At 71.9% G+C, this 23,642-nt stretch carries 19 protein-coding genes; 14 read left to right on the forward strand and 5 right to left on the reverse strand.

What is annotated here, in order from left to right; all coding sequences use genetic code 11:
• Nucleotides 1–8: 8 nt before the first annotated feature.
• On the reverse strand, nucleotides 9–1,589 hold the full coding sequence (locus IO24_RS0122250; protein WP_031138023.1) for a purple acid phosphatase family protein: 1,581 nt from the start codon (nucleotides 1,587–1,589) through the stop codon (nucleotides 9–11).
• A gap of 154 nt (nucleotides 1,590–1,743) precedes the next feature.
• Here IO24_RS0122250 and IO24_RS0122255 point away from each other — a divergent pair, with 154 nt between their 5' ends.
• The 8 genes from IO24_RS0122255 to cimA all read left to right on the forward strand — a co-directional run bounded on the left by IO24_RS0122255 (nucleotide 1,744) and on the right by cimA (nucleotide 11,762).
• Nucleotides 1,744–2,787, forward strand: coding sequence for a 3-isopropylmalate dehydrogenase (locus tag IO24_RS0122255; RefSeq protein ID WP_031138025.1), 1,044 nt, complete (start codon nucleotides 1,744–1,746; stop codon nucleotides 2,785–2,787).
• A 243-nt stretch (nucleotides 2,788–3,030) separates the two neighbouring features.
• The gene (locus IO24_RS0122260) at nucleotides 3,031–4,119 is read left to right on the forward strand and encodes a branched-chain amino acid aminotransferase (protein WP_031138027.1); all 1,089 of its coding nucleotides are present in this window, start codon (nucleotides 3,031–3,033) and stop codon (nucleotides 4,117–4,119) included.
• Between the two features lie 248 nt (nucleotides 4,120–4,367).
• Entirely contained in the window at nucleotides 4,368–5,075 is a 708-nt protein-coding gene (gene ureA / locus IO24_RS0122265) for an urease subunit gamma (protein ID WP_031138029.1), read from the forward strand.
• On the forward strand, nucleotides 5,072–6,784 hold the full coding sequence (locus tag IO24_RS0122270; protein ID WP_031138031.1) for an urease subunit alpha: 1,713 nt from the start codon (nucleotides 5,072–5,074) through the stop codon (nucleotides 6,782–6,784). The genes ureA and IO24_RS0122270 overlap by 4 nt, the downstream gene beginning before the upstream one ends.
• 9 nt (nucleotides 6,785–6,793) lie before the next feature.
• Nucleotides 6,794–7,870 (forward strand): agmatine deiminase family protein, encoded by a 1,077-nt coding sequence (locus IO24_RS0122275; protein WP_031138033.1) that lies wholly within the window; start codon nucleotides 6,794–6,796, stop codon nucleotides 7,868–7,870.
• An 8-nt stretch (nucleotides 7,871–7,878) separates the two neighbouring features.
• A complete protein-coding gene (locus IO24_RS0122280) occupies nucleotides 7,879–8,484 on the forward strand; it encodes a TetR/AcrR family transcriptional regulator (protein WP_031138035.1) in 606 nt (201 codons plus the stop codon).
• Between the two features lie 127 nt (nucleotides 8,485–8,611).
• Nucleotides 8,612–9,856 (forward strand): TolB-like translocation protein, encoded by a 1,245-nt coding sequence (locus IO24_RS0122285; RefSeq protein WP_031138038.1) that lies wholly within the window; start codon nucleotides 8,612–8,614, stop codon nucleotides 9,854–9,856.
• A 301-nt stretch (nucleotides 9,857–10,157) separates the two neighbouring features.
• Complete coding sequence (gene cimA, locus IO24_RS0122290) at nucleotides 10,158–11,762, forward strand: citramalate synthase (RefSeq protein ID WP_031138040.1); 1,605 nt, start codon at nucleotides 10,158–10,160, stop codon at nucleotides 11,760–11,762.
• A 28-nt stretch (nucleotides 11,763–11,790) separates the two neighbouring features.
• On the opposite strand, the gene IO24_RS42160 is transcribed toward cimA, so the two are convergent.
• Nucleotides 11,791–12,450 (reverse strand): SLATT domain-containing protein, encoded by a 660-nt coding sequence (locus IO24_RS42160; protein ID WP_157851282.1) that lies wholly within the window; start codon nucleotides 12,448–12,450, stop codon nucleotides 11,791–11,793.
• A gap of 140 nt (nucleotides 12,451–12,590) precedes the next feature.
• Here IO24_RS42160 and IO24_RS0122300 point away from each other — a divergent pair, with 140 nt between their 5' ends.
• A complete protein-coding gene (locus IO24_RS0122300; protein ID WP_031138043.1) occupies nucleotides 12,591–13,946 on the forward strand; it encodes a hypothetical protein in 1,356 nt (451 codons plus the stop codon).
• A gap of 91 nt (nucleotides 13,947–14,037) precedes the next feature.
• Here the strand turns inward: IO24_RS0122300 and IO24_RS0122305 are convergent, their stop codons facing one another.
• On the reverse strand, nucleotides 14,038–14,982 hold the full coding sequence (locus IO24_RS0122305) for a DMT family transporter (RefSeq protein WP_031138045.1): 945 nt from the start codon (nucleotides 14,980–14,982) through the stop codon (nucleotides 14,038–14,040).
• A 72-nt stretch (nucleotides 14,983–15,054) separates the two neighbouring features.
• Here IO24_RS0122305 and IO24_RS0122310 point away from each other — a divergent pair, with 72 nt between their 5' ends.
• Nucleotides 15,055–15,639 (forward strand): TetR/AcrR family transcriptional regulator, encoded by a 585-nt coding sequence (locus tag IO24_RS0122310; RefSeq protein WP_031138048.1) that lies wholly within the window; start codon nucleotides 15,055–15,057, stop codon nucleotides 15,637–15,639.
• 39 nt (nucleotides 15,640–15,678) lie between these two features.
• Entirely contained in the window at nucleotides 15,679–16,257 is a 579-nt protein-coding gene (locus tag IO24_RS0122315) for a YdeI/OmpD-associated family protein (RefSeq protein ID WP_031138051.1), read from the forward strand.
• A gap of 123 nt (nucleotides 16,258–16,380) precedes the next feature.
• Here the strand turns inward: IO24_RS0122315 and IO24_RS0122320 are convergent, their stop codons facing one another.
• The gene (locus tag IO24_RS0122320; RefSeq protein WP_031138053.1) at nucleotides 16,381–17,166 is read right to left on the reverse strand and encodes a S1 family peptidase; all 786 of its coding nucleotides are present in this window, start codon (nucleotides 17,164–17,166) and stop codon (nucleotides 16,381–16,383) included.
• A gap of 218 nt (nucleotides 17,167–17,384) precedes the next feature.
• The gene (locus IO24_RS0122325) at nucleotides 17,385–17,990 is read right to left on the reverse strand and encodes a YceI family protein (RefSeq protein ID WP_031138054.1); all 606 of its coding nucleotides are present in this window, start codon (nucleotides 17,988–17,990) and stop codon (nucleotides 17,385–17,387) included.
• A 356-nt stretch (nucleotides 17,991–18,346) separates the two neighbouring features.
• On the opposite strand from IO24_RS0122325, the gene IO24_RS0122330 reads away from it, so the two are divergent.
• The 3 genes from IO24_RS0122330 (at nucleotide 18,347) to IO24_RS0122340 (ending at nucleotide 23,607) form a co-directional block, all read left to right on the forward strand.
• A complete protein-coding gene (locus IO24_RS0122330) occupies nucleotides 18,347–19,204 on the forward strand; it encodes an SDR family NAD(P)-dependent oxidoreductase (protein WP_031138056.1) in 858 nt (285 codons plus the stop codon).
• 270 nt (nucleotides 19,205–19,474) lie between these two features.
• Nucleotides 19,475–21,871, forward strand: coding sequence for a polysaccharide lyase 8 family protein (locus IO24_RS0122335; protein WP_045296943.1), 2,397 nt, complete (start codon nucleotides 19,475–19,477; stop codon nucleotides 21,869–21,871).
• A gap of 152 nt (nucleotides 21,872–22,023) precedes the next feature.
• Entirely contained in the window at nucleotides 22,024–23,607 is a 1,584-nt protein-coding gene (locus tag IO24_RS0122340; RefSeq protein ID WP_037668195.1) for an acyl-CoA carboxylase subunit beta, read from the forward strand.
• Nucleotides 23,608–23,642 lie beyond the last annotated feature (35 nt).

The raw sequence follows: 23,642 nt of genomic DNA on the forward strand, positions 1-23,642 counted from the left end.
GCGGGGCCTCACGCCCCGCGCCGCACCTCGAAATGGTCGATCCGCGCACCGCTCGACGCCAGCGCAGACACCTTCAGCCTCGGCCTGGCGCCGCTCTCCGCCTCCACCGAGAGGAACGAGAAGCCGCGGTAGCGCACCCGCGACCACTGCGCCTTCTCCGCCTTGGTGTCCTGTGACTTGGTCCACCGGAACGTGCTGACCGGCTCGTGGTCGGCGGTGTTCCCCTCGTAGCTCTCCTTCACGCCGTCGGGGAAGCCGTACAGCTCCTTGCCGCCGCCGCCCGCGGTGACGTACACGATCCCGTCCCGCCGCGGATCCGTCGTGCCGCCGACCGGCACCGGCCGGCCCACCTCGCCGCCCCGGACGGCATCCGTCCGCTCGTAGACGTGGTTGTGCCCGTTGATCACCAGGTCCACCTCGTGCCGGGCGAACAACGGCAGCCACTCGGCGCGCACCCCGCCGTCCGAGGCGTGCGTGGACGTCGAGTACGCGCAGTGGTGGAAGAAGACGACGATGAAGTCGACGTCCTCGGACGACCGCAGCTCGCCGAGCTTCCTGTCCAGCCACTTCGTCTGCCTCCCCTCCGTGTAGCCGAAGTTGGCGGGGATCTCGTACGACACGTCGTTCGCGTCCAGCGCGACCACGCCGACGTTGCCGTACGTGAAGGCGTACACGCCCGGTGCCGTGCGCGCGTCGAAGCCGCTGTCCGGCAGCGAGAACCGGGCGAGCTGGCCGCCGTAGCCGTCGGGTGAGTACCAGGCCTCCATGTCGTGGTTGCCGGTCGTCACCATCCACGGCACCGACCTGGCCACCGGCTCGGTCTGCTTCAGGAACCGGTCCCACTGGCTCGCGTCGAAGACGTCCGACTCCCTGCCCTTGCCCGTGGGGTCGGCGTAGCAGATGTCGCCGGCGTGCAGATGGAAGGAGGGCTCGCGGCGCAGCAGCGTACGGTCGTTCAGGGCCGCCTCCGCACCGACGCCCTGGTCGCCGAACGCGGTGAACACGAACCGCTCCGGCGGGCTCGCGGGCGCCGTGCGGAACGACGTGACGGTCGCACGGTGCCGCGGGGAGGCCGGATCGAAGCCCTCGTGGCCGACGCCGTAGTAGTACGTCGTGTCCGGGCGCAGACCGTCCAGCGCGGCGTGCAGGTAGTACTGCTCGACCGCCGCCCGTACGTCCTTCAGCTCCGGGGTGTGCAGGTCGCGCAGTTCCGCCTCGACCTTGCGGCCGAGGTCGTCGGGGCGCAGGCCCACCCGTACGTAGGGCTTGCGCACCGCGAGCGGCACCTGCCAGGAGATCCGCATCTGCGTCTTCGGGTCGGCGCCGAAGGCGAGATGGCGGCCGAAGGGCGTGATGAGGGAGCCGGGGGCCCTCGACGTGCTGGGCGACGGGCTCCCGGCCGCCGTGGTGCCGCTCTGCCCGGAACGGGAGCCGGAGCCCGAGCAGCCGGTCAGCAGCCCGCTCGCCACCGCGCCCGCGGTCACCAGGGTGCGCCGCCGCGACAGCCGGGTCCGCAGGTACTCGTGCTGCTCCGCCATGCTCATCCGGCCGGCGAGCTCGGGCGGGATGCCGAAGTGGGGGATCTCCATGTCCAGTGAATTTCCCAGCAGAGGCCAACGGCCGCACCACTTACGGGTGAACGGCACCCGGCGGGCGCGTGCCGTCCCCCGGGCGGGTGCCCTTCCACTGTCCGCATCACGGACAACGAATGTCATCCCATGGGACGAGGAGTAGGGTGCCCGCATGTCTCGCAGCCTCAATCTCGCAGTGATCCCCGGTGACGGCATCGGCCAGGAGGTCGTGGCCGAAGGTCTGAAGGTCCTCTCCGCCGTCCTTCCGCAGGATGTGAAGCTGGAGACCGAGGAGTACGACTTCGGCGCCCGGCGCTACCACGCCACCGGTGAAACCCTCACCGACGCCGACCTCGACGCCCTGAAGCGGCACGACGCCATCCTGCTCGGCGCGATCGGCGACCCGTCCGTGCCGTCCGGCGTCCTGGAGCGCGGCTTCCTGCTCAAGCTCCGCTTCGCCTTCGACCACCACGTCAACCTGCGCCCGTCGAAGCTCCTGCCGGGTGTCGCCACCCCGCTCGCCGGCGAGCCGCAGATCGACTTCGTCGTGGTCCGCGAGGGCACCGAGGGCCCGTACACCGGCAACGGCGGCACCATCCGCAAGGGCACCGAGCACGAGGTCGCCACCGAGGTCTCCGTGAACACGGCCTTCGGTGTCGAGCGCGTGGTCCGCGACGCCTTCGCCCGTGCCCAGGCCCGCCCCCGCAAGAAGCTGGCGCTGATCCACAAGAACAACGTGCTGACCTTCGCGGGTCACCTGTGGACGAACGTCTTCAACAAGGTGGCCGAGGAGTTCCCCGAGGTCACCACCGAGTACATGCACGTGGACGCGGCGACGATCTACCTCGTCACGCAGCCCGAGCGCTTCGACGTGATCGTCACCGACAACCTCTTCGGCGACATCGTCACCGACCTCGCCGCGGCCGTCTCCGGCGGCATCGGCGTCGCCGCGAGCGGGAACATCAACCCGGCCGGCGACTTCCCCTCGATGTTCGAGCCCGTGCACGGCTCGGCCCCGGACATCGCCGGCCAGGGCAAGGCCGACCCGACCGCCACCGTGCTGTCCGTCGCCCTGCTCCTGCGCCACCTCGGCTACGAGGCCGAGGCCGCCCGCATCGACGAGGCGGTCGCCGCCGACCTCGGCGAGCGCACCGGCAAGCCCGCCCGCTCCACCTCGGAGATCGGCGACGCGCTCGCCGTACGCGTAGCCGGCTGACCCGCCGCTGCTTTTCCGCAAGCCGCCGGGTCGCATCCGCACCCGGCGGCTTCCGCATGTTCCCGCCGGGTGCCACCATCGACCACCGGGCCGCATTCACCCCGTTCCTTCCGCCGCCGCCCCCGGGCGATAATCGAACGCGAGGCCGCGGAATGAGGGAATGCTCGGACGTCCTAGCACTGGTCACCATCAGAGCAGTACCGAGCGCGGCCCGTCACTACAACCGGTGAAGGACATCAACCCATGACGACGCCCACGATCGAGCTCAAGCCCTCCGCCAACCCGCTCTCCGTCGCGGAACGCGAGGGGATCCTGGCCAACCCCGGGTTCGGCCGCCACTTCACCGACCACATGGTGACGATCAAGTGGACGGAGGGCCGCGGCTGGCACGACGGTCAGCTCGTGCCGTACGCGCCGATCTCCCTGGACCCCGCCACCACGGTCCTGCACTACGCGCAGGAGATCTTCGAGGGGCTGAAGGCCTACCGCCAGCCCGACGGGTCCGTCGCCACCTTCCGCCCCGAGAAGAACGCCGAGCGGTTCCAGCGCTCCGCGCGCCGGCTCGCCATGCCCGAGCTGCCGGTCGAGACGTTCATCGAGGCGTGCGACGCCCTGGTGAAGCAGGACAAGGCGTGGGTTCCGGCGCACGGCGGCGAGGAGTCCCTCTACCTGCGCCCGTTCATGATCGCCACCGAGGTCGGACTGGGTGTGAAGCCGGCCAACGAGTACCTGTTCCTGGTCATCGCCTCCCCGGCCGGCGCGTATTTCCCGGGCGGCGTCAAGCCGGTCTCCATCTGGGTCTCCGAGGACCGCGTCCGTGCCGTCCCCGGCGGCATGGGTGACGCGAAGACGGGCGGCAACTACGCGGCGTCCCTGCTCGCGCAGGCCGAGGCCGCGACGAAGGGCTGCGACCAGGTCTGCTACCTCGACGCGGTCGAGCACACGTGGGTCGAGGAGCTCGGCGGTATGAACCTGTACTTCGTGTACGGGAACAAGATCGTCACGCCGTCCCTCACCGGTTCGATCCTGGAGGGGGTCACGCGCGACTCCCTGCTCGCCGTCGCCCGTGACCTCGGATACGAGGCGGAGGAAGGCCGGGTCTCGGTCGACCAGTGGCAGCGGGACTCGGAGAACGGGTCGCTGACCGAGGTGTTCGCCTGCGGTACGGCCGCGGTGATCACTCCGGTCGGTACGGTGAAGCGGGCCGGGACGGAGTGGAAGCAGAGCGGGGGAGAGCCGGGCGAGGTCACGCTTCGGCTCCGCCAGGCGCTGCTCGATGTTCAGCGGGGTACGGCCCCGGACGCGCACGGTTGGATGCACCGTCTGGGCTGAGTAGCCCCGCACCCCCGGGCCTGTGCCCGGACCCCCGGGCCTGTGCCCACCCACCGTCCGATCCGGTCGGACAAGAAGCAGAGGTCCCCTCCGCGGCCCCGGGCTCGACTGAAGTCGAGCCCGGGGCCGCGTTGTATTGGAGCGGCACTCGAACCGGCCTGGCCGACTGTACGACGGTTGCCGGTGGTTTGCGGAATCCTGCGGTTAGAGTGATGCTCTAACCGTGGATGGCAAGGAGGTGCCCAGGCGTGAGACTGACCCCCACCGAGCGTGACCGGCTGCTGCTCTTCTCCGCCGCCGAGCTGGCCCGGGCCCGCAGGGCGCGCGGTCTGCGGCTGAACGTGCCGGAGGCGACCGCTCTCATCGCGGACACCGTGTGCGAGGCCGCCCGGGACGGCGCGCGGCTCGCCGAGGCGATCGAGCGTGCGCGCGCGGTGCTCGGCCCGGACGACGTGCTGCCCGGTGTCGCCGACGTCGTCACCGAGGTGCACGTGGAGGCCGTCTTCGACGACGGCTCGCGGCTCGCGGTCGTCTCCGGCCCCATCGGCGGCGGCTCCGGCCCGGACGCCCCGGGCGCGCTGCTGCCCGGGCCGGAGCAGCCCGGCCCCGGGCCGGCCGAACGACTCGTGGTCACGAACACCGCCGCGGTGCCCGTCTCGGTGACCTCCCACTTCCACTTCTTCGAGGCCAACCCGCGGCTCGACTTCGACCGCGGGCGGGCCTACGGCATGCGACTCGCCGTGCCCGCGGGGTCGTCCGTGCGGTTCGGCCCGGGACAGAGCGCCGAGGTCGGGCTGGTACCGATCGGTGGCGAGCGGATCGCGATCGGGTTCGCCGGGCTGGTGGACGGGCCCCTGGACGCCCCCGGCGCCCGCGAGGAGGCGTTGCGGCGGGCCGCCGCCTGCGGCTACCTCGGTGTACCGGACCCGTCCGGGCGGCAGGAGGCGAAACGATGAGCCGTCCGGGAGGTCACCCCGCCGAGGCCCGCCGCCTCACCCCGCACGAGTACGCCGCCACGCACGGGCCCCGCGCCGGCGACCGCATCCGTCTCGGAGACTCGGGGCTGACCGTTCGCGTCGAGTCCGACTCCCAGCGGCACGGCGACGAGTTCCTCGCCGGGTTCGGCAAGACCGCCCGCGACGGACTGCACCTGAAGGCCGCCGCGGTCCGGGAGACCTGTGACGTCGTGGTCAGCAACGTCGTGGTGATCGACGCCGTGCAGGGCATCCGGAAGGTCTCCATCGGCATCCGCGAGGGCCGGATCCGCTCGATCGGGCGGGCCGGCAACCCCGACACCCTCGACGGGGTCGACGTCGTCGTCGGCACGGGCACCTCGATCGTCTCCGGCGAGGGCCTCATCGCCACCGCCGGGGCCGTCGACACCCACGTCCACCTGCTGTCGCCGCGCGTCATGGAGGCCTCGCTCGCCTCCGGCGTGACCACGATCATCGGGCAGGAGTTCGGCCCGGTGTGGGGCGTCGGCGTCAACTCGCCCTGGGCGCTGCGGCACGCGTTCAACGCGTTCGACGCCTGGCCGGTCAACATCGGCTTCCTCGGCCGGGGTTCGTCGTCCCGCACGGCTCCCCTGGTCGAGGCCCTCGCCGAGGGCGGCGCGTCCGGCTTCAAGGTGCACGAGGACATGGGCGCCCACACGCGGGCGCTGGACACGGCACTGCGCGTCGCCGAGGAGCACGACGTCCAGGTCGCCCTGCACAGCGACGGGTTGAACGAGTGCCTCTCCGTCGAGGACACCCTGCGGGTGCTGGAGGGCCGGACCATCCACGCCTTCCACATCGAGGGCTGCGGCGGCGGGCACGTCCCCAACGTCCTGAAGATGGCGGGCGTGCCGAACGTCATCGGCTCCTCCACCAACCCGACCCTGCCCTTCGGCCGGGACGCCGTCGCCGAGCACTACGGCATGATCGTCTCGGTCCACGACCTGAAGACCGACCTGCCCGGCGACGCCGCCATGGCCCGGGACCGCATCCGGGCCGGAACCATGGGCGCCGAGGACGTCCTGCACGACCTGGGCGCCATCGGCATCACCTCGTCGGACGCGCAGGGCATGGGACGCGCGGGCGAGACGGTCCGCCGTACGTTCGCCATGGCCGGGAAGATGAAGGCCCAGTCCGGCGCCCCGGACGACGAGCACGACAACGAGCGCGTCCTGCGCTACATGGCGAAGCTGACCATCAACCCGGCCCTCGCGCACGGGCTCGCGCACGAGGTCGGGTCGATCGAGAACGGCAAGCTCGCCGACATCGTGCTGTGGCGGCCCGAGTACTTCGGCGCCAAGCCGCAGCTCGTACTCAAGGCCGGCTTCCCGGCGTACGGCGTGACCGGCGACCCGAACGCGGCGACCGACACCTGCGAACCCCTCGTCCTGGGGCCGCAGTTCGGCGCGTACGGGGCGACACCGGCCGACATCTCGGTGGCGTTCGTCGCGCGGGCCGCGCTCGACCAGGGGCACGACACCATGCCGACCCGCCGCCGCAGGGTCGCCGTGCGCGGAACCCGCGGCATCGGCCCGGCCGACCTGCGCCTCAACTCCCGTACCGGAGCCGTCGACGTCGACCAGCGCACCGGCCTGGTCACCCTCGACGGCGAGCCGCTGCGCTCCGAACCCGCCGAGTCCGTCCCCCTCAACCGTCTCTACTTCCTCTGAGGATCAACCATGTCCGCAGCCGCCGACGGCTTCCGCATGCCCGCCGAATGGGTTCCGCACGAGCGGACCTGGATGGCCTGGCCCGGCCCCAACCAGACCTTCGACGACCCCGGCGAGCTGGCCGCCGCCCGGGTCGCGTGGGCCCAGGTCGCCCGGGCGGTGCGCCGCTTCGAACCGGTGACGGTGGTGTGCGGGCCGGGACAGTCGGGCGAGGCACGGGCCCTGCTGGGCGAGGGCATCGACACCGTCGAGCGGGACCTCGACGACGCCTGGATGCGCGACATCGGCCCGACCTTCCTCACCAACGGAAAGGGCGAACTGGGCGCCGTCGACTGGACGTTCAACGGCTGGGGCGCCCAGGAGTGGGCCCGCTGGGAGCACGACGCGAAGGTCGCCGGACACGTCGCGGACCTCGCCGGGGCACGCACGTACGCCTCGGACCTCGTCAACGAGGGCGGGGCGATCCATGTCGACGGCGAGGGCACGGTCCTGCTGACCGAGACCGTCCAGCTCGGTCCGGAGCGCAACCCGGGCTGGGCCCGCGAGCAGGTCGAGGCCGAGATCCACGCCCAGCTCGGCACCCGCAAGGCCATCTGGCTGCCCCGCGGTCTGACCGGCGACTATCCTCCCCCGAGCTCTCGGCTTCGCTCGAGCAGGGGGTACCCCCACCCCGGCTTCGGCACCCTCGGCCACGTCGACATCGTCGCGGCCTTCGCCCGCCCGGGCGTCGTCGTGGCCCACTCGCAGCCGGACCCCGCCCACCCCGACCACGAGGTGACCCGGGAGGTCATCGGCCTGCTGAAGGCCCGGACGGACGCGCGCGGCCGGCGCCTGGAGGTCGTCGAGGTCCCCGCCCCGACCGTCCTGGAGGCCGACGGCCACTGGGCCGACTACTCCTACATCAACCACTACCTCTGCAATGGCGGCGTGGTGCTGTGCGGCTTCGACGACCCGCGCGACGAGATCGCCGCCGGCATCTTCCGCCGGCTGTTCCCCGAGCGGACCGTGACGCTGGTGGACGCCCGTACGATCTTCGCGGGCGGTGGAGGCATCCACTGCATCACCCAGCAGCAGCCGAGGACCTAGGAGCGCAGATGGCCGGTGGGCGAAGGCAGGCCCCGCCCCGCGAGGACGTGCTCGCCGCCGCCATGGAGATGATCGCCGAGCGCGGCCTGGAGAAGCTCACCATGGCCGCGCTCGGGCGCGAGGTCGGCATGAGCAGCGGCCACCTGCTCTACTACTTCGGCTCCAAGGACGAGCTGCTGCTGCGCACCCTGGAGTGGAGCGAGGGCCGGCTCGGGGGCGAGCGGGGGCGCTTGCTGACCCGGACCGCGCCCGCCCGCGAACGCCTCGACGCCTACGTCGACCTGTACGTCCCCGACGGCCACCGCGACCCGCACTGGTCGCTGTGGCTGGAGGTCTGGAACCGCTCGCAGAACGCCGACGCCGACGCCGACGCCCGCGACCGGCAGGCGGCGATCGAGGGCGCCTGGCACCGCGACCTGGTCGCGCTGCTCGCCGAGGGCATCTCGCGGGGCGAGTTCCGGCGCGTCGACCCGGACCGCTTCGCCGCCCGCCTGCGGGCCCTGCTGGACGGCTTCTCCATCCATGTGGCGATCGGCCTGCGCGGCACCGACCGGGCGCAGATCCTCCGCCATGTGCACGAGTTCCTCGCCGACGGCCTCCTCGCGGACACCTGAACGCCCGCCCGGGTTGTACTCAATATGACGGATTGACCCTCCGGTCCGTGGTGATGTTGGCTCGGGGGAGCCCTCGGCGCGGGGCCGGGGGAGCAGCGTCCACGGGGAACACAGGGGGAACCAGTACATGATCAGCACCAAGAGGGCCACGTCCGTCGCGCTCGGCGTGGCCCTGGCCGTCACGCTCGGCACCGCCGCCGCTCTGCCCGCGACCGCCGCGACCACGGCACCGCGGACCGAGAAGGCGAGCGTCGCCCCGGACGGCACCGACGGCAACGGCCCCTCCGGCGAGCCGAGCCTGAGCGCCGACGGCCGCCACCTGGCCTTCGTCTCCAGCGCCGACAACCTCGTCGCCGGGGACACCGACGGCACCGCCGACGCCTTCGTCCGCGATCTGAAAACCGGCACGACTCGGCCGGCCGGCGGTTCGGTGGACGGCTCCGTCGAGGACGTCGCCCTGAGCGGCGACGGCCGGTACCTGGCCTTCAGTGCCACCGCTGCGGGCGACGGCCTGAGCCACATCTGGGTCGAGGACCTCACCACCGGCGCCGTGCAGCGCATCAAGGACACCGTCGACACCGGTTACGACAGCGGCCGGCAGCCCGCCATCAGCGCCGACGGCCGCTACGTCGCCTTCGTCGCCCAGCAGTCCGGCCTCGGCGAGGGCGAGGACCGCTGGGGGCGCGTCTACCGCGTCGACCGCACCAGCGGCAAGGCCGTCCGCATCAGCCAGGTGCCCGCCGCCGGTGACCGCAAGACCGCCGCCACCCACCCGTCCATCAGTGCCGACGGCAAGCGCGTCGGCTACCGGTTCTTCGTCCCGCACCCCGCATCGGGCGACTGGAGCGACGCATACGTCCGGGACGTCCCGAGCGGCGGGCTGATCCGGGCCGACCAGGCCCCGGACGGCCGGACCTCCGACGGGCAGACCGAGTTCCCGCAGGTCAGCGTGGACGGCCGGTACGCGGTCTTCAACTCGCTCGACTCGCAGCTCACCCCGGGCGACACCAACCAGGGGCACAACGTCTTCGTCCGCGACCTGAACACGGGCGAGCTGCGCCGGATCGACGCCGCCGACCCGGCCGCCTTCACCGCCTATCCGCGGCTCAGCGCCGACAACCGGTACCTGGCCTTCGCCTCGGCCGACCCGGGCGACCCGGACCACGCGACCCGCGCCTACGTCCGCGACCTGCGCACCGGGCGCACCGTCCTCGCCAGCCCGGACGCCCGGGGCGGCCCGAACGACCGGAGCGTGTCCGCCCCGGTGATCGACCGCGACGGCCGCACCGTCGCCTTCAGCAGCTCATCGGCCGACCTCGTGCCCGGCGACACATACGACACCTCGCACGTCTACGTCCGCCGGCTGAAGTGACCGACCGCATCCTGAGACGGCGGTGAGTGGAGCGCGGGGGTTGTGCCAGACTGCCCCCGTGCTCTCGTTCGCCATGATTATTGGCAGCAGGCGCGCCGGTCCGCAGTGACCGCCACGTACGACCAGGTACGGGCGGACACCGTCGTCCTCGACCCGCGCGCAGACCTCTCGCACCCGCGAGAGGTTTTTCGCATTTCTGGCCCACCCACAGCCGGAGGCGAGAGCGCGAGGGACCATGTGAGGGCGGTGGAGCCGGTCATTCCGGTATGACCGAGATCCCATCCTCAGGAGCCTTGACACCATGACCGAAACCAGCGAGCTCGACGATTCGTTCCACGTCTTCGACACCACCCTGCGCGACGGCGCCCAGCGGGAGGGCATCAACCTCACGGTCGCGGACAAGCTGGCCATCGCGCGGCACCTGGACGACTTCGGCGTGGGCTTCATCGAGGGCGGCTGGCCGGGCGCGAACCCGCGGGACACCGAGTTCTTCGCCCGCGCCCAGCAGGAGATCGACTTCCGCCACGCCCAGCTCGTCGCCTTCGGCTCCACCCGCCGCGCCGGCACCACCGCCGCCCAGGACCCACAGGTCAGGGCACTCCTGGAGTCCGGCGCGCCGGTGATCACGCTGGTCGCCAAGTCGCACGACCGCCATGTCGAGCTCGCCCTGCGCACCACCCTGGACGAGAACCTGGCAATGGTCCACGACACCGTGTCCTTCCTCAAGGAGCAGGGCCGCCGGGTCTTCATCGACTGCGAGCACTTCTTCGACGGCTACCGCGCCAACCCCGAGTACGCCAAGGCGGTCGTCCGTACGGCGTCGCAGGCCGGCGCGGACGTCGTCGTCCTGTGCGACACCAACGGCGGCATGCTCCCGGCCCAGATCCAGGCCGTCGTCTCCACGGTCCTCGCCGACACCGGCGCCCGCCTCGGCATCCACGCCCAGGACGACACGGGCTGTGCGGTCGCCAACACCCTGGCCGCCGTCGACGCCGGCGCCACACACGTCCAGTGCACGGCCAACGGCTACGGCGAGCGCGTCGGCAACGCCAACCTGTTCCCGGTCGTGGCGGCCCTGGAGCTGAAGTACGGCAAGAAGGTCCTGCCCGAGGGACACCTGCGCGAGATGACCCGCATCTCGCACGCCATCGCCGAGGTCGTCAACCTCACTCCCTCCACGCACCAGCCCTACGTCGGCCTCTCCGCCTTCGCCCACAAGGCCGGCCTGCACGCCTCGGCCATCAAGGTCGACCCGGACCTGTACCAGCACATCGACCCCGAGCAGGTCGGCAACACCATGCGGATGCTGGTCTCCGACATGGCCGGGCGTGCCTCCATCGAGCTCAAGGGCAAGGAACTCGGCGTCGACCTCGGCGGCGACCGGGAGCTGGTCGGCCGGGTCGTCGAGCGGGTCAAGGAACGCGAACTCGAGGGCTACACCTACGAGGCCGCCGACGCCAGCTTCGAGATCCTCCTGCGCACCGAGGTCCAGGGCAAGCCGCTGCGGTACTTCGAGGTCGAGTCCTGGCGCGCCATCGTCGAGGACCGGCCCGACGGCTCCCACGCCAACGAGGCCACGGTCAAACTGTGGGCCAAGGGCGAGCGCATCGTCGCCACGGCCGAGGGCAACGGCCCGGTCAACGCCCTGGACCGGTCCCTGCGCGTGGGCCTGGAGAAGATCTATCCCCAGCTCGCCAAGCTGGAACTCGTGGACTACAAGGTCCGCATCCTGGAGGGCAAGCACGGCACCAACTCCACGACCCGCGTGCTGATCTCCACGTCCGACGGCACGGGCGAGTGGTCGACGGTCGGCGTCGCCGACAACGTCATCGCCGCGAGCTGGCAGGCACTGGAGGACGCGTACACCTACGGGCTGCTGCGCGCGGGGGTCACTCCCGTGCAGTAGGCGCAGCCCGGCCGGGCCGGGGCGCGTGTCACATCGCCGTGTCCCGGGACCGCGGTACCGGGACCTCGCCGCCCCGGTCGCGGCCGGGGGCCCGGTCGAGGCGGAAGAGGCCCGCCGTGTGGGAGCGCTGGCCGGTGGCGCTGCCGGTGGAGCGGGTCAGCTCCTCGACGCCGTCGGCCAGATAGCCGACCCACGCCGTGCCCTCGTCCTCGATGATCCGCTGCGCGTCGGTCCGCAGCCGCTCGATCACCCCGAGCAGGGCGGCCTGCTCCTTGTCGCTGGGGGAGTCGGTGGTCCTCAGGAACGCCTGTGCCCAGTCGGACTGAGCCTTCTTGAGGATCTGCTGCAACGCCATCTCCGCGCGGATGTACCGGGTCCAGGACGCCGAGAACCCGAAGATCCGGTCGAAGAGCACGCAGCCCGCCCCGCCGGCCAGGAAAACGAAGCCCCACTCGGGCTGCACGGCCGTGGGCGAGGCGGCGTGCACCAGCGGCGTGATCGTGCCGACGATGCCCAGCAGCGTGGCGAGCGCCCGCAGCGAACGCGACCACAGGGAAGGTCCCCGGCGCCGCGCCAGATACCAGCCGATCGCCGACGTCACCTCCGCCTCGGCATGCCGGAACAGCTCCCACAGCAGATCGGCCCGCGTACGCGACCGGTCCAGCTCGGTCAGTTCGGACACCGTCATGTCCGCGGCCCTGCGTCTTCCGAACATGCCCTGTTACCGCCCTTCCTGGATGGCCAGAGGCATCCTAGGCGCAGCCGCGTCCACAAATCCCTGCCTCTACGGATAACCCTTTCTGTGTGGATTCGGGTAGCTTCGAACATATGAAGGCCGCACTGGTGCGTACCGTCGTACGTCTGCTGATCGTGCCGGTTGCCGCCGTACTGGCGGTGCTGCTGGCCGGTGCGCCGGGCGCGCACGCGGCCACCGACCTCTCCGAGGTCGCCCAGGAACTGCGCGAGAACCCCGTCTACGTCGATCCGGCCGCCTCCGGGCAACTGGCGGCGTCGGACGCGGAGGCGCTCGCCGACAAGATCAAGGACGCGGACAAACCCGTCTTCGTCGCGGTCCTCCCGGCCGGTTACCCCACGCAGGACCTCTTCCGGAACCTCCGCACCGAGACCGGCGTGACCGGTCTGTACGGCATCCACCTCGGGGACCGGTTCGACGCCCGCGCCGACAGCTCCGTGATGAGCCGGCAGGCGGTGTCCAACCTGGTCACGGCCGTGCAGGACGCGGGTGACACCAAGGCCCAGCTGAACGACTTCGTCGACGACGCCCTGCGTAACGTGGGCGGTTCGGCGCCGAGCAGCTGGAGCGACGGCTCGGGCACCGACGTGCCCGTCGGCGGCCTGGTCACGATCGGTGCCCTGGCCGCGGCCGGCGGCGCGGGCGCCTACGCCCTGGTCCGCCGCAACCGGCGCCGCCACGAGGAGGAGCAGCGGGCCGCGCTGGAGAAGCTGCGGGTGGTCGTCGACGAGGACATCACCGCGTTCGGCGAGGAACTCGACCGCCTCGACTTCCACCCCGGCGAGCCCGGTGCCGACGACGCGATGCGCACCGACTACGAGCGTGCCCTGGACTGCTACGAGCAGGCGAAGTCCCTGATGGCGGCCGCGGTGAAACCGGAGGACGTCCGGGCCGTCACCCAGGCCGTGGAGGACGGCCGGTTCTCGCTGGCACGGCTCGCGGCCCGCCGCGAGGGCGGCGCGCTGCCGGAGCGCCGCCCGCCCTGTTTCTTCGACCCGCGCCACGGCCCCTCGGTCACCGACGCCGCCTGGACGCCCCCGGCCGGCGCCGCCCGCGAGGTCCCGGTCTGCGCGGCCGACGAGCGGCGTCTCGCCGAGGGCCGCGACCCGGTGATCCGCGAGGTCGACACCGACCACGGCCGCCGCCCCTACTGGGAGGCCGGACCGGCGTACGGCCCGTGGGCCGGCGGCTACTTCGGCGGCGGCCTGCTGCCCGGCCTCCTCGTCGGCACCATGCTCGGCAGCATGATGGCCGCCCCCGCCTACGCGGCCGACTACGGCTCCGGCTACGGCGACTTCGGCGGCTACGAGGGCGGCGACGTCTCCGGCGCGGACTTCGACACCGGTGATTACGGAGGCGGTTTCGGAGGAGGGGACTTCGGCGGCGGCGGAGACTTCGGCGGCGGCGGGGACTTCGGGGGCGGGTTCTGACCCGAACCCGGGCTTCGCGAAGGCCGGGGGGCGGCTTCCGGCCCGAGCCCAAGTCGGGGGACGCCGGTCGGCGAAGCGCCGCGCGCGGTGGTCACCTCTGGGAACGCCCCGGCGACCGGGTCCGCCGGTTCTTCTCCGGCTCCGCCCGGGCGGCGGCCAGGGGCGGGTCCCTCCGGTCGCCACCGCGATGGACGACGACGACCGCCGCGAGGCAGACGGTCAGCCCGAGGGCGGTCTGCAGACCGAACGGCTCACCGAACATCAGCGCGCCCCAGACCGCGGTGACCGGGGCCATCAGGAACATCAGCGTGTTGACCTTGGTGACGCCGGAACGCTTCAGGATGAGCCAGTACAGCCCGTACCCGCCGAAGGTGGACAATCCCACGAGCCAGGCGACCGCCACCCAGAAGTCCCCCTCGGCGGGCGGTGCGGCGGCCCCGGTGGCCAGGGCCAGCACGGAGAAGAGGACCGCGCTGGTGACGCAGTGGACGGTCAGCGACACCGACGGGGCGACCCGCGAGCGGGACCGGCTCTCCAGGAACGTCGCCGCGACCAGGGACAGCATGCCGAGCAGCGGCACGGCGTACGCCCACCAGGCCACATCGCCGCCCGCCGCCGCGTCGGCCAGCGTGACGACGGCGACGCCGCTCAGCCCCAGGCCCAGCCCGATCCACTGCCGGCCCGAGACGTACTGCCCCAGCAGCGGACCCGCGAGGGCGCCGGCGACGAGGGGCTGGACACCGTCGATGAGGGCCGTCGTACCGCTGGAGACGCCGAGCTGGATGGCGTAGTACACGCTGAGCAGATAGCCGCTCTGCGACAGCACACCTACCACGGCCTGCCGGGTCAGGTCCCGGGTGGTGAGGCCGCGCCAGGCCGCTCGCGTGACGACGGCGACGGCGACGAGGACGACGGCCAGCGGCAGGAACCGCCACATCAGGATCGTGAGCGCGGACGCGCTGCCGGCGCCGAGCTTGGCCCCGATGAATCCGGAACTCCAGCACAGGACGAAGGCGAGGGAGAAGAGGATGTTCACGACATCACAACCAGTAGACAGATCGGGTTACCCGTTCTGTCGTCACTATACAGATCGGTATACTCTGGTGTCATGGGTACCACCGCGCAGAACCCGCGCCGGATCACGATGACGCCCGCCGCCCGCCGTGCCCTGACGGCCGCAGCCCGGCTGTTCTACGAGCGCGGCATCCATGCCGTCGGCGTCGACCTCATCGCCGCCGAGGCCGAAGTCACGAAGAAGACGCTCTACGACCGGTTCGGCTCCAAGGAGCAGATCGTCGTGGAGTACCTGGCGGACCGCGACGAGCGGTGGCGGGCCTTCCTCGCCGAGCGGCTCGACGCGGCCGGGCCGGATCCTCGCGAGCGCGTCCTGGCGGTGTTCGACGCCTCGCGCGCCTGGGCGGAGGAGTTCAGCCCCAAGGGGTGCAGCATGGTCAACGCCCACGCGGAGATCAGCGACCCCGCCCATCCGGCCCACCCGATCATCACCGGGCAGAAGCAGTGGATGCTCGCCCTGTTCACGCGCCTCACCGAGGAGATCGCGCCGGGGACGGCGGACTCGACGGCCCGGACGCTGATGCTCCTGCACGAGGGCGCCCTGGTCGCCCACGGCCTGGGCGTCTTCCCGGAGGCCATCGCCCACGCCCGCGAACAGGCCCGCGCTCTGCTCGCATAGCGGACGGCAACTGTCCTATTTCCTCCCTACGGTGATGCCATGACTCCCTCCGACGGCACCGGCCCACTCTTCTTCGAGACCACGGCCGACCTGGACTCCTGGCTCACCGCCAACCCGGCCCCGCACCCCGGCCTCTGGGTCAGGCTCGCGAAGACGGGCTCGGGCGTCCCCTCCGTCAGTGCCGCCGACGTCAACGACGTGGCGCTGTGCCACGGGTGGATCACCGGGCAGCGCAAGGGACTCGACGAGTCGTACTACCTCCAGCGGATCACCCCGCGGCGCCCGGGCAGTCTCTGGTCCATGGTCAACGTCCGGCGGATCGAGGAACTGGCCGCCGCCGGCCGGATGCGGCCCGGCGGGCTCGCGGAGGTGGCGGCGGCACGGGCGGACGGCCGGTGGGAGGCGGCGTACGCGTCCCAGAAGGAGGCGGAGGTCCCGGACGGCCTGGCGGCAGCACTGGCCCGGAGCCCCAGAGCCGCGGCCGCCTTCGAGACACTCGGACGCACGGACCGCTACCTGGCGATGCTCGGCGTGCTCCGAGCCAGGACGGCGGAGAGCCGGGCCGCGCAGGTGGCGGCGGCGGTCGTGAAGCTGGAGTCACAAGACCCGGACCGCTGAGTCCGACGGGAGTCCGAGTCCGACGGGAGTCCGCGCCGGGGTGGGCGGGGAGGCGGCGAGGCCTTTCGGCCGCCGCACGGACGGGCCCGACACCCCTTCGGTGTCGGGCCCTGAAGCCGCAGGTCAGAGGGTTGACGCCGCCGAAGCGATGGCGGAGGCGAAGGTGGAGACCTCCGTGTAGACGCCGGGAGCCTCGGGCCGGGCGCAGCCCTCGCCCCAGCTGACGATGCCGACCTGGATCCAGCCGCCCGCGCTGTCCTTGCGGAACATCGGCCCGCCGGAGTCGCCCTGGCAGGTGTCGACGCCGCCCGCGTCGAAGCCGGCGCAGATTTCCTCGCTCGCGACGAGGCCGCTGTACAGACCGCCGTAGGCCTTGCACGCGGCGTCGCTGACGAACGGCACGGTCGCCTTCAGGAGGTAGCGCTGCTGGGAGCCGCCCTCACGGTTCGCGCCCCACCCGGCCACGGTGAAGTCACCGGTGTTGTACTGCGCGGTGGTGGCGATCTTCAGGGTCGGCAGGTTGATGGGCTGGGCGAGCTTGATGAGCGCCCAGTCCTTGCCGGTGCCGTTGTAGCCGGGGGCGCGCAGCACCTTGGTGGAGCGGACCTGGACCCGGCCGCTGGTGGACTGGAGGTCGACGACCCCCGCGGTGGCGGTGATGCTCGTGTTGTTGCCGGAGGCGCCCACGCAGTGCGCGGCCGTGAGCACGATCTGCTGGGTGTAGAGCGCGCCGCCACAGCCCATGGAGAGCCGGACCATGAACGGGAACTCGCCCTGCGCGGCCCGGGTCCCGCCGACGACGGGCGACGGGGCGGCCTGCGCGGCGGAGACGGGCTGGAGACTGGCGATCGCGAGCGCGGCCGCGCCGAGGACCGCGCATCTCTTGAGGGCCGTGAGAAGTCTCTTCAACGTGATGCCTTCCGTGGGGGGTTGACTGGGGAGGTGCAACCGAAGCATCAGATTGACGAGTGCATGACAGCAGCAAGCACAAAAAGAACGTCCATGTGCTGGCATGGACTGGTCAAAATATTGCTGCTGGATTATGAGAACGCCGAGAGTCTTCGCACAAGGGGCGGGAACCGGCCAGACCGGCCCGGGCTGACGTCACCGGGCCGGCCCCGCGGGGTTCACGCGTTCCTGATGGCCGAGATGTCGAAGTTGAGCTTGATCTTGTCGGAGACCAGGACGCCGCCGGTCTCCAGCGCCGCGTTCCAGGTCAGGCCCCACTCGGAGCGCAGGATCTCCGCCTTGCCCTCGAACCCGACGCGCTCGTTGCCGAACGGGTCCTTCGCGGCACCGTTGAACTCCAGGTCGATGGCGAGGGGCCGGGTGGTGCCCAGGATCGTCAGGTCGCCGGTGATCCGGTAATCGTCACCGCCGAGCGCCTCCGCCTTGGTGGAGCGGAACGTCATGGCCGGGAACTCGTCCGCCTTGAAGAAGTCCGCGCTCTTGAGGTGGCCGTCGCGGTCGGCGTTGCCCGTGCTGATGCTGTCCATCACGACGTCGATGGAGGCCGTCGACCGCGACGGGTCGGTGCCGTCGAGCTGGAGCGTGCCGGTGAAGTCCTGGAAGCTGCCCTTGACGTTGGTGACCATGGCGTGCCGGGCGACGAAGCCGATCGTCGAGTGCGCGGGGTCGATCGTGTAGTCGCCGGTCAGGGCGGCGAGCTCGGGGCTCACGGTGGCACCGGTGGCGGTGGCGGTCTGGGCGTCGTCGCGGCTGAAGATGCTCATGGGGTGTGCCTCCTGTGCGTGAAGTTGAACGTTTAACTACTCCAACGCGACCCACCGTAAACCTATTCCGTTCAATGTTCAACATCTTCGGTGGGTGTGTCGCCCCGCGTCCGCCGCACCCTCCATACCCCCGGTCGGCGCAATCGCGCGGCCCGCAGGGGTGGTCCTGCCGGATGCGGTGGGTGGCGGCCCGGAACGCGGTCGGCGCACGGGCCGGGGCCCGCCGGTGCCGGGGCGCCGGGCCCGGGCGGCCCGCCGTGCGGTGGCGGTGACCGGCGAGACGGGGTTCCGTTGCCAGTGACCGTATGGAGACAGACGTGACCACGGCGGACGCACAGCGCAGGGGAGAGCGACTCGTGACACTCACCGGCTCCGGCTCGGCCTACGACCCACCGGCGGACCCCGCCCCGCGCCGCTCCACGACACCCGTCCCCGCGCGGGTGAACCAGTACGGGCCGCCGCGACGACTCGACCGGCGCGTGGCCCTGGTCACCGGCGCCTCCTCCGGTATCGGGGCGGCCACGGCACGGCGGTTCGCCATGGACGGCTGGCAGCTGCTCCTCAGCGGCCGCGACCGGCACCGCCTGGAGCAGACGGCGTCCGGCACCTCGGCCGTCGTGCTGCCCGCCGACCTCGCGGCCCCCGACGGCCCGCGCCTGCTGGCCCGGTCCGCGCTGCACACCACCGGCCGGATCGACGTCCTGGTCGCGGGTGCGGGCATGGGCTGGACGGGCCCCTTCACCGCCATGCCGCACACCGACATCGACCGGGTGCTGACCCTGGACCTCAACGCCACGCTCCACCTCGTGCGCGAGGTGCTGCCCTCCATGATCGCGGCCGGGCGGGGGCGGGTGGTGCTGCTCGGCTCGGTCGCGGGCTGCGTGGGCCGGCGGGAGGAGGCGGTGTACTCCGCCGCCAAGGCCGGTCTGGCCGCCTTCGCCGAGGCGCTGCGCCAGGAACTGCGCGGCACGGGCGTGGGCGTGACCTTCGTCGTACCCGGAGCCGTCGACACGGCCTTCCACACCCGCCGCGGCAGGCCCTACGACGGCACCAGCACCGGTCTCCTCTCGCCCGGCTGCGTCGCCGGCACGATCTGGGAGGCCGTCCGGCGCGACCGCGACGAGGCTTACGTCCCCACCTGGCTGACCCTCCCCGGCAGAGTCCGCGGCCTCGCGCCGGGCGTGTACCGCCGCCTGCTGAACCGCTTCGGCTGACCTCCACCGGTTCTTCCGGGTTCCGGTCCCTCTGGCCTTCTGGGTTCCGTCCCCCTGACCGTCTCGGTTCCGGCCCCCTGGCCGTCCCCGGTCCGGTCGCCGTGACCGTCCCCCACCGTTCCGGTCACTGCTGATGGATCCACCCGTTCCGGTCGCTCCTGTCGCTCCGGTCGCTCCGGTCGTTCCGGTCCCTCCGGTCGTTCCGCCGTTCCGGTCACTCCGGCCGGATCCACCGTTCAGGTGACCGCCTCCTCGTGGTAGGGCATGGGCATGACTCCCCAGCGCCGCCTCTTCCCCCGCCGTACGGCCGGGGCCGCCGCCCTGCTCCGGCCCAGCCGCCGCGCCCTGCTGCTGGCGGCCGCGGCCCTCGCGGCGACCGGGGGCGCGGCGCCCGAGGGCCGGGGCGCCGGTGCGCCGGGCGCACCGGGCGGCCCAGGCGGTTCTGGTGATCGGTACGACACCCTGCGCCGCCGCTGGCTCGGCATCGCCCTCGGCTCGGGCTACCACCCGACGGCCGAGCCCTACGCCACCCGGCTCGCCGAGACCGGCACACTCGCCCGGGACCTGCGCGCGAGCATGGCCCCGGCGGCGGACTCCCTCTGGCCCGGGCATCCCTTCGACCCACCGGCCGGCATCACCCTCAGCTACGGCCGCCTGTGGACCATGACCCGGGCCTATGTCCAGCAGGGCACCGGCTCGACCGCGGACCCCGGGCTCCTCGCCGGCGTCCTGCGCGGCCTCGACCACCTCTCCGCCACCGTCTACAACCCCTCCACCACCCGCCACGGCAACTGGTGGGAGTGGCAGATCGGCAGCCCCCGCCTGCTCACCGACATCACGGCCGCCCTGTACGAGGAGCTGGGGGAGGCCCGCGTCAGCGCCGCCTGCGCCGCCGTCGACCACTTCGTGCCCGACTCGGCCCTCGGCGACTACAGCGGCACCTCCACCGGCGCCAACCGCGTCGACCTGTGCCGCTCCGTGGCCCTGCGCGGCGTCCTCGGCCGTGACCCCGGCAAGATCGCCCTCGCCCGGGACGCGCTCTCCCCGGTCTTCCCGTACGTCACCCACGGCGATGGCCTCTACGCCGACGGCTCCTTCGTCCAGCACACCTGGGTCGCCTACTCGGGCACCTACGGCCAGGTCATGCTCGACGGCCTCGGCCGGCTCTTCGCCCTGCTCGCCGGATCCGACTGGGAGGTCACCGACCCGAACCGGCAGATCGTCCTCGACAGCGTCGAGCGGGCCTACGCGCCGCTCATCCACGACGGGCTGGTCATGGACAGCGTCAACGGCCGGGCCATCAGCCGCGGCCACCTCACCGCCGACGACCGCAAGGTCATGCGCAGCGACCACTACCACGGCCACCAGCTCATCGCCGCCATCGCCCTGCTCGCGGCCGGCGCGAGCCCTGCGGAACGCGACCGCTGGCACGCCCGCGTCAAGGGCTGGATCGAACGGGACACCGTGACCCCGATCCTGACGGCACCCCAGTTCGGCGTCGCCGACCTGGCCCGGTTGCACGCCATCGCCGACTCACCCGCCCCCGCCGCGCCCGAACCCCCCGGGCACCACCTCTTCGCCGCCATGGACCGTGCCGTCCACCGCGGCCCCGGTTTCACCGTGAACATCGCCATGGCCGGCGACCGCATCGCCCACTACGAGTGCGGCAACGGCGAGAATCCCCGCGGCTGGCACACCGGGGCGGGCATGGTCAGCTGGTGGGCGGGCGCGAGCGACCAGTACACGGACTGGTTCTGGCCGACCGTCGACTGGTACCGGCTGCCCGGCACCACCGTCTCCACCAAACGGCTCGCCGACCGCGAGGGCGGCGAGTGGGGCGCTGCCCGCCCGGACGCGCGCTGGGTCGGCGGCACCACCGACGGCAGGTACGCGGCTCTAGGCCAGCACGTCAAGGGCCTCGGCTCCACCCTCGAAGCCCGCAAGTCCTGGTTCTGCGTCGCGGACGCGGTGATCTGCCTGGGCGCCGGGATCACCTGCGCCGACGGTGTCCCGGTCGAGACGGTCGTCGACAACCGCAACCTCGGCGCGTCCGGCACCCAACGCTTCGTCAAGGGGCCGAACTGGGCCCACCTGGAGGACCACGGCGGCTGGGTCCTGCTCGGCCGCGAGCCGAAGGCGCTGCGCGAGGACCGCACCGGCGCCTGGTCCGACATCAACACCGCCAGCACGCCGGAGCGGCGCACCCGCCGCTGGCAGACCCTCTGGCTCGACCACGGTACCGACCCCGAAGACGCCACGTACGCCTACGTCCTGATGCCCGGGGCCTCCCGACGCGCGGTCGCGCGCCGCGCCTCCGACCGCCGCTGGCTGTCGGTCCTCGCCAACGACGCCGGCCGCCAGGCGGTCAGCGTGCCGTCCCTCGGCTGCACGGCCGTCAACTTCTGGCATGCGGGGACGGCGGGCCCGCTCTCCGCCTCCGGCGGCGCGAGCGTGCTGATCGTCCGCCGGGGCCGTACCGCTACCCTCTGCGTGAGCGAACCGCCCCGCACGGGTGAACCGCTGGAGATCGTCTGGGGCCACCCGGTCCGCCGCGTCGTGCACGCGGACGAGACGGTCGAGGCGCACTCGACGGGCACCCGGCTCCGCCTCGTCATCACCCCGGGGACGGCTTGCGCGACCCACCGATGTGTTGTGAGGCTCGCCTGAGCCTTGTCGGACCCCTACAAGGCGCACCGCCTCTGAGCAGTCGAAAAGGCTGCACCCCGGCATGGTTCTGTTCAGGGGTACCAGGAAAACACGCCGGAGACTGTGAGGAGTCGACGGCCCGCATTCCAGGGTTGGCTTCGTAAGGTCACTACATGACCGTTTTGGATGAGGCGCCGGGTGAGCCGACCGACGCGCGCGGACGCGTGGCCGAACTGCACGAGATCCGTGCGCAGGCGGTGGCCGGACCGAGCGAGAAGGCGACCGAGGCGCAGCACGCCAAGGGCAAGCTGACCGCGAGGGAGCGCATCGAGCTTCTCCTCGACCCGGAGTCCTTCCGGGAGGTCGAGCAGTTGCGCCGCCACCGGGCCACGGGCTTCGGCCTGGAGGCCAAGAAGCCGTACACCGACGGTGTGATCACCGGCTGGGGCACGGTGGAGGGGCGCACGGTCTTCGTCTACGCGCACGACTTCCGCATCTTCGGCGGCGCGCTGGGCGAGGCCCACGCCACGAAGATCCACAAGATCATGGACATGGCCATCGCGGCCGGTGCCCCGCTGGTGTCGCTGAACGACGGTGCCGGCGCCCGCATCCAGGAGGGCGTCTCGGCGCTCGCCGGCTACGGCGGCATCTTCCAGCGCAACACCAAGGCCTCGGGCGTGATCCCGCAGATCTCGGTGATGCTCGGCCCGTGCGCGGGCGGCGCGGCGTACAGCCCCGCCCTCACCGACTTCGTCTTCATGGTCCGCGAGACCTCGCAGATGTTCATCACCGGCCCCGACGTCGTCAAGGCGGTCACCGGCGAGGAGATCACACAGAACGGCCTGGGCGGCGCGGACGTCCATGCCGAGACGTCCGGTGTCTGTCACTTCGCCTACGACGACGAAGAGACCTGCATCGCCGAGGTCCGCTACCTCCTCTCGCTGCTCCCGCAGAACAACCGGGAGAACCCGCCCCGCACGGAGCCCTCGGACGCGGCCGACCGCCGCTCGGACGTCCTCCTGGACCTGGTCCCGGCGGACGGCAACCGGCCGTACGACATGGCCAAGGTCATCGAGGAGATCGTCGACGACGGCGACTACCTCGAGGTCCACGAGCGCTGGGCCCGCAACATCATCTGCGCGCTGGGCCGGATGGACGGCCAGGTCGTCGGCATCGTGGCGAACCAGCCCCAGTCGCTGGCGGGAGTTCTGGACATCGAGGCCTCCGAGAAGGCGGCCCGCTTCGTCCAGATGTGCGACGCGTTCAACATCCCGATCATCACTCTTCTGGACGTTCCCGGCTTCCTCCCGGGCGTCGACCAGGAGCACGGTGGCATCATCCGCCACGGCGCGAAGCTCCTCTACGCCTACTGCAACGCGACCGTACCGAGGATCTCGCTGATCCTGCGCAAGGCCTACGGAGGTGCGTACATCGTCATGGACAGCCAGTCCATCGGCGCGGACCTCACCTACGCCTGGCCGACGAACGAGATCGCCGTCATGGGCGCGGAGGGCGCGGCCAACGTCATCTTCCGCCGCCAGATCGCCGAGGCCGAGGACCCCGAGGCCATGCGGGCCCGCATGGTCAAGGAGTACAAGTCCGAGCTGATGCACCCCTACTACGCGGCCGAGCGCGGCCTGGTCGACGACGTCATCGACCCCGCCGAGACCCGCGAGGTGCTCATCAAGTCCCTCGCCATGCTCCAGACCAAGCACGCGGACCTGCCGTCCCGCAAGCACGGCAACCCGCCGCAGTAACCCGGCGGACATCTTCCTCATGGAGACTGACACCC

The organism is Streptomyces flavovariabilis, from assembly GCF_000725785.1.
In the GTDB taxonomy this organism is placed as follows: domain Bacteria; phylum Actinomycetota; class Actinomycetes; order Streptomycetales; family Streptomycetaceae; genus Streptomyces; species Streptomyces hawaiiensis.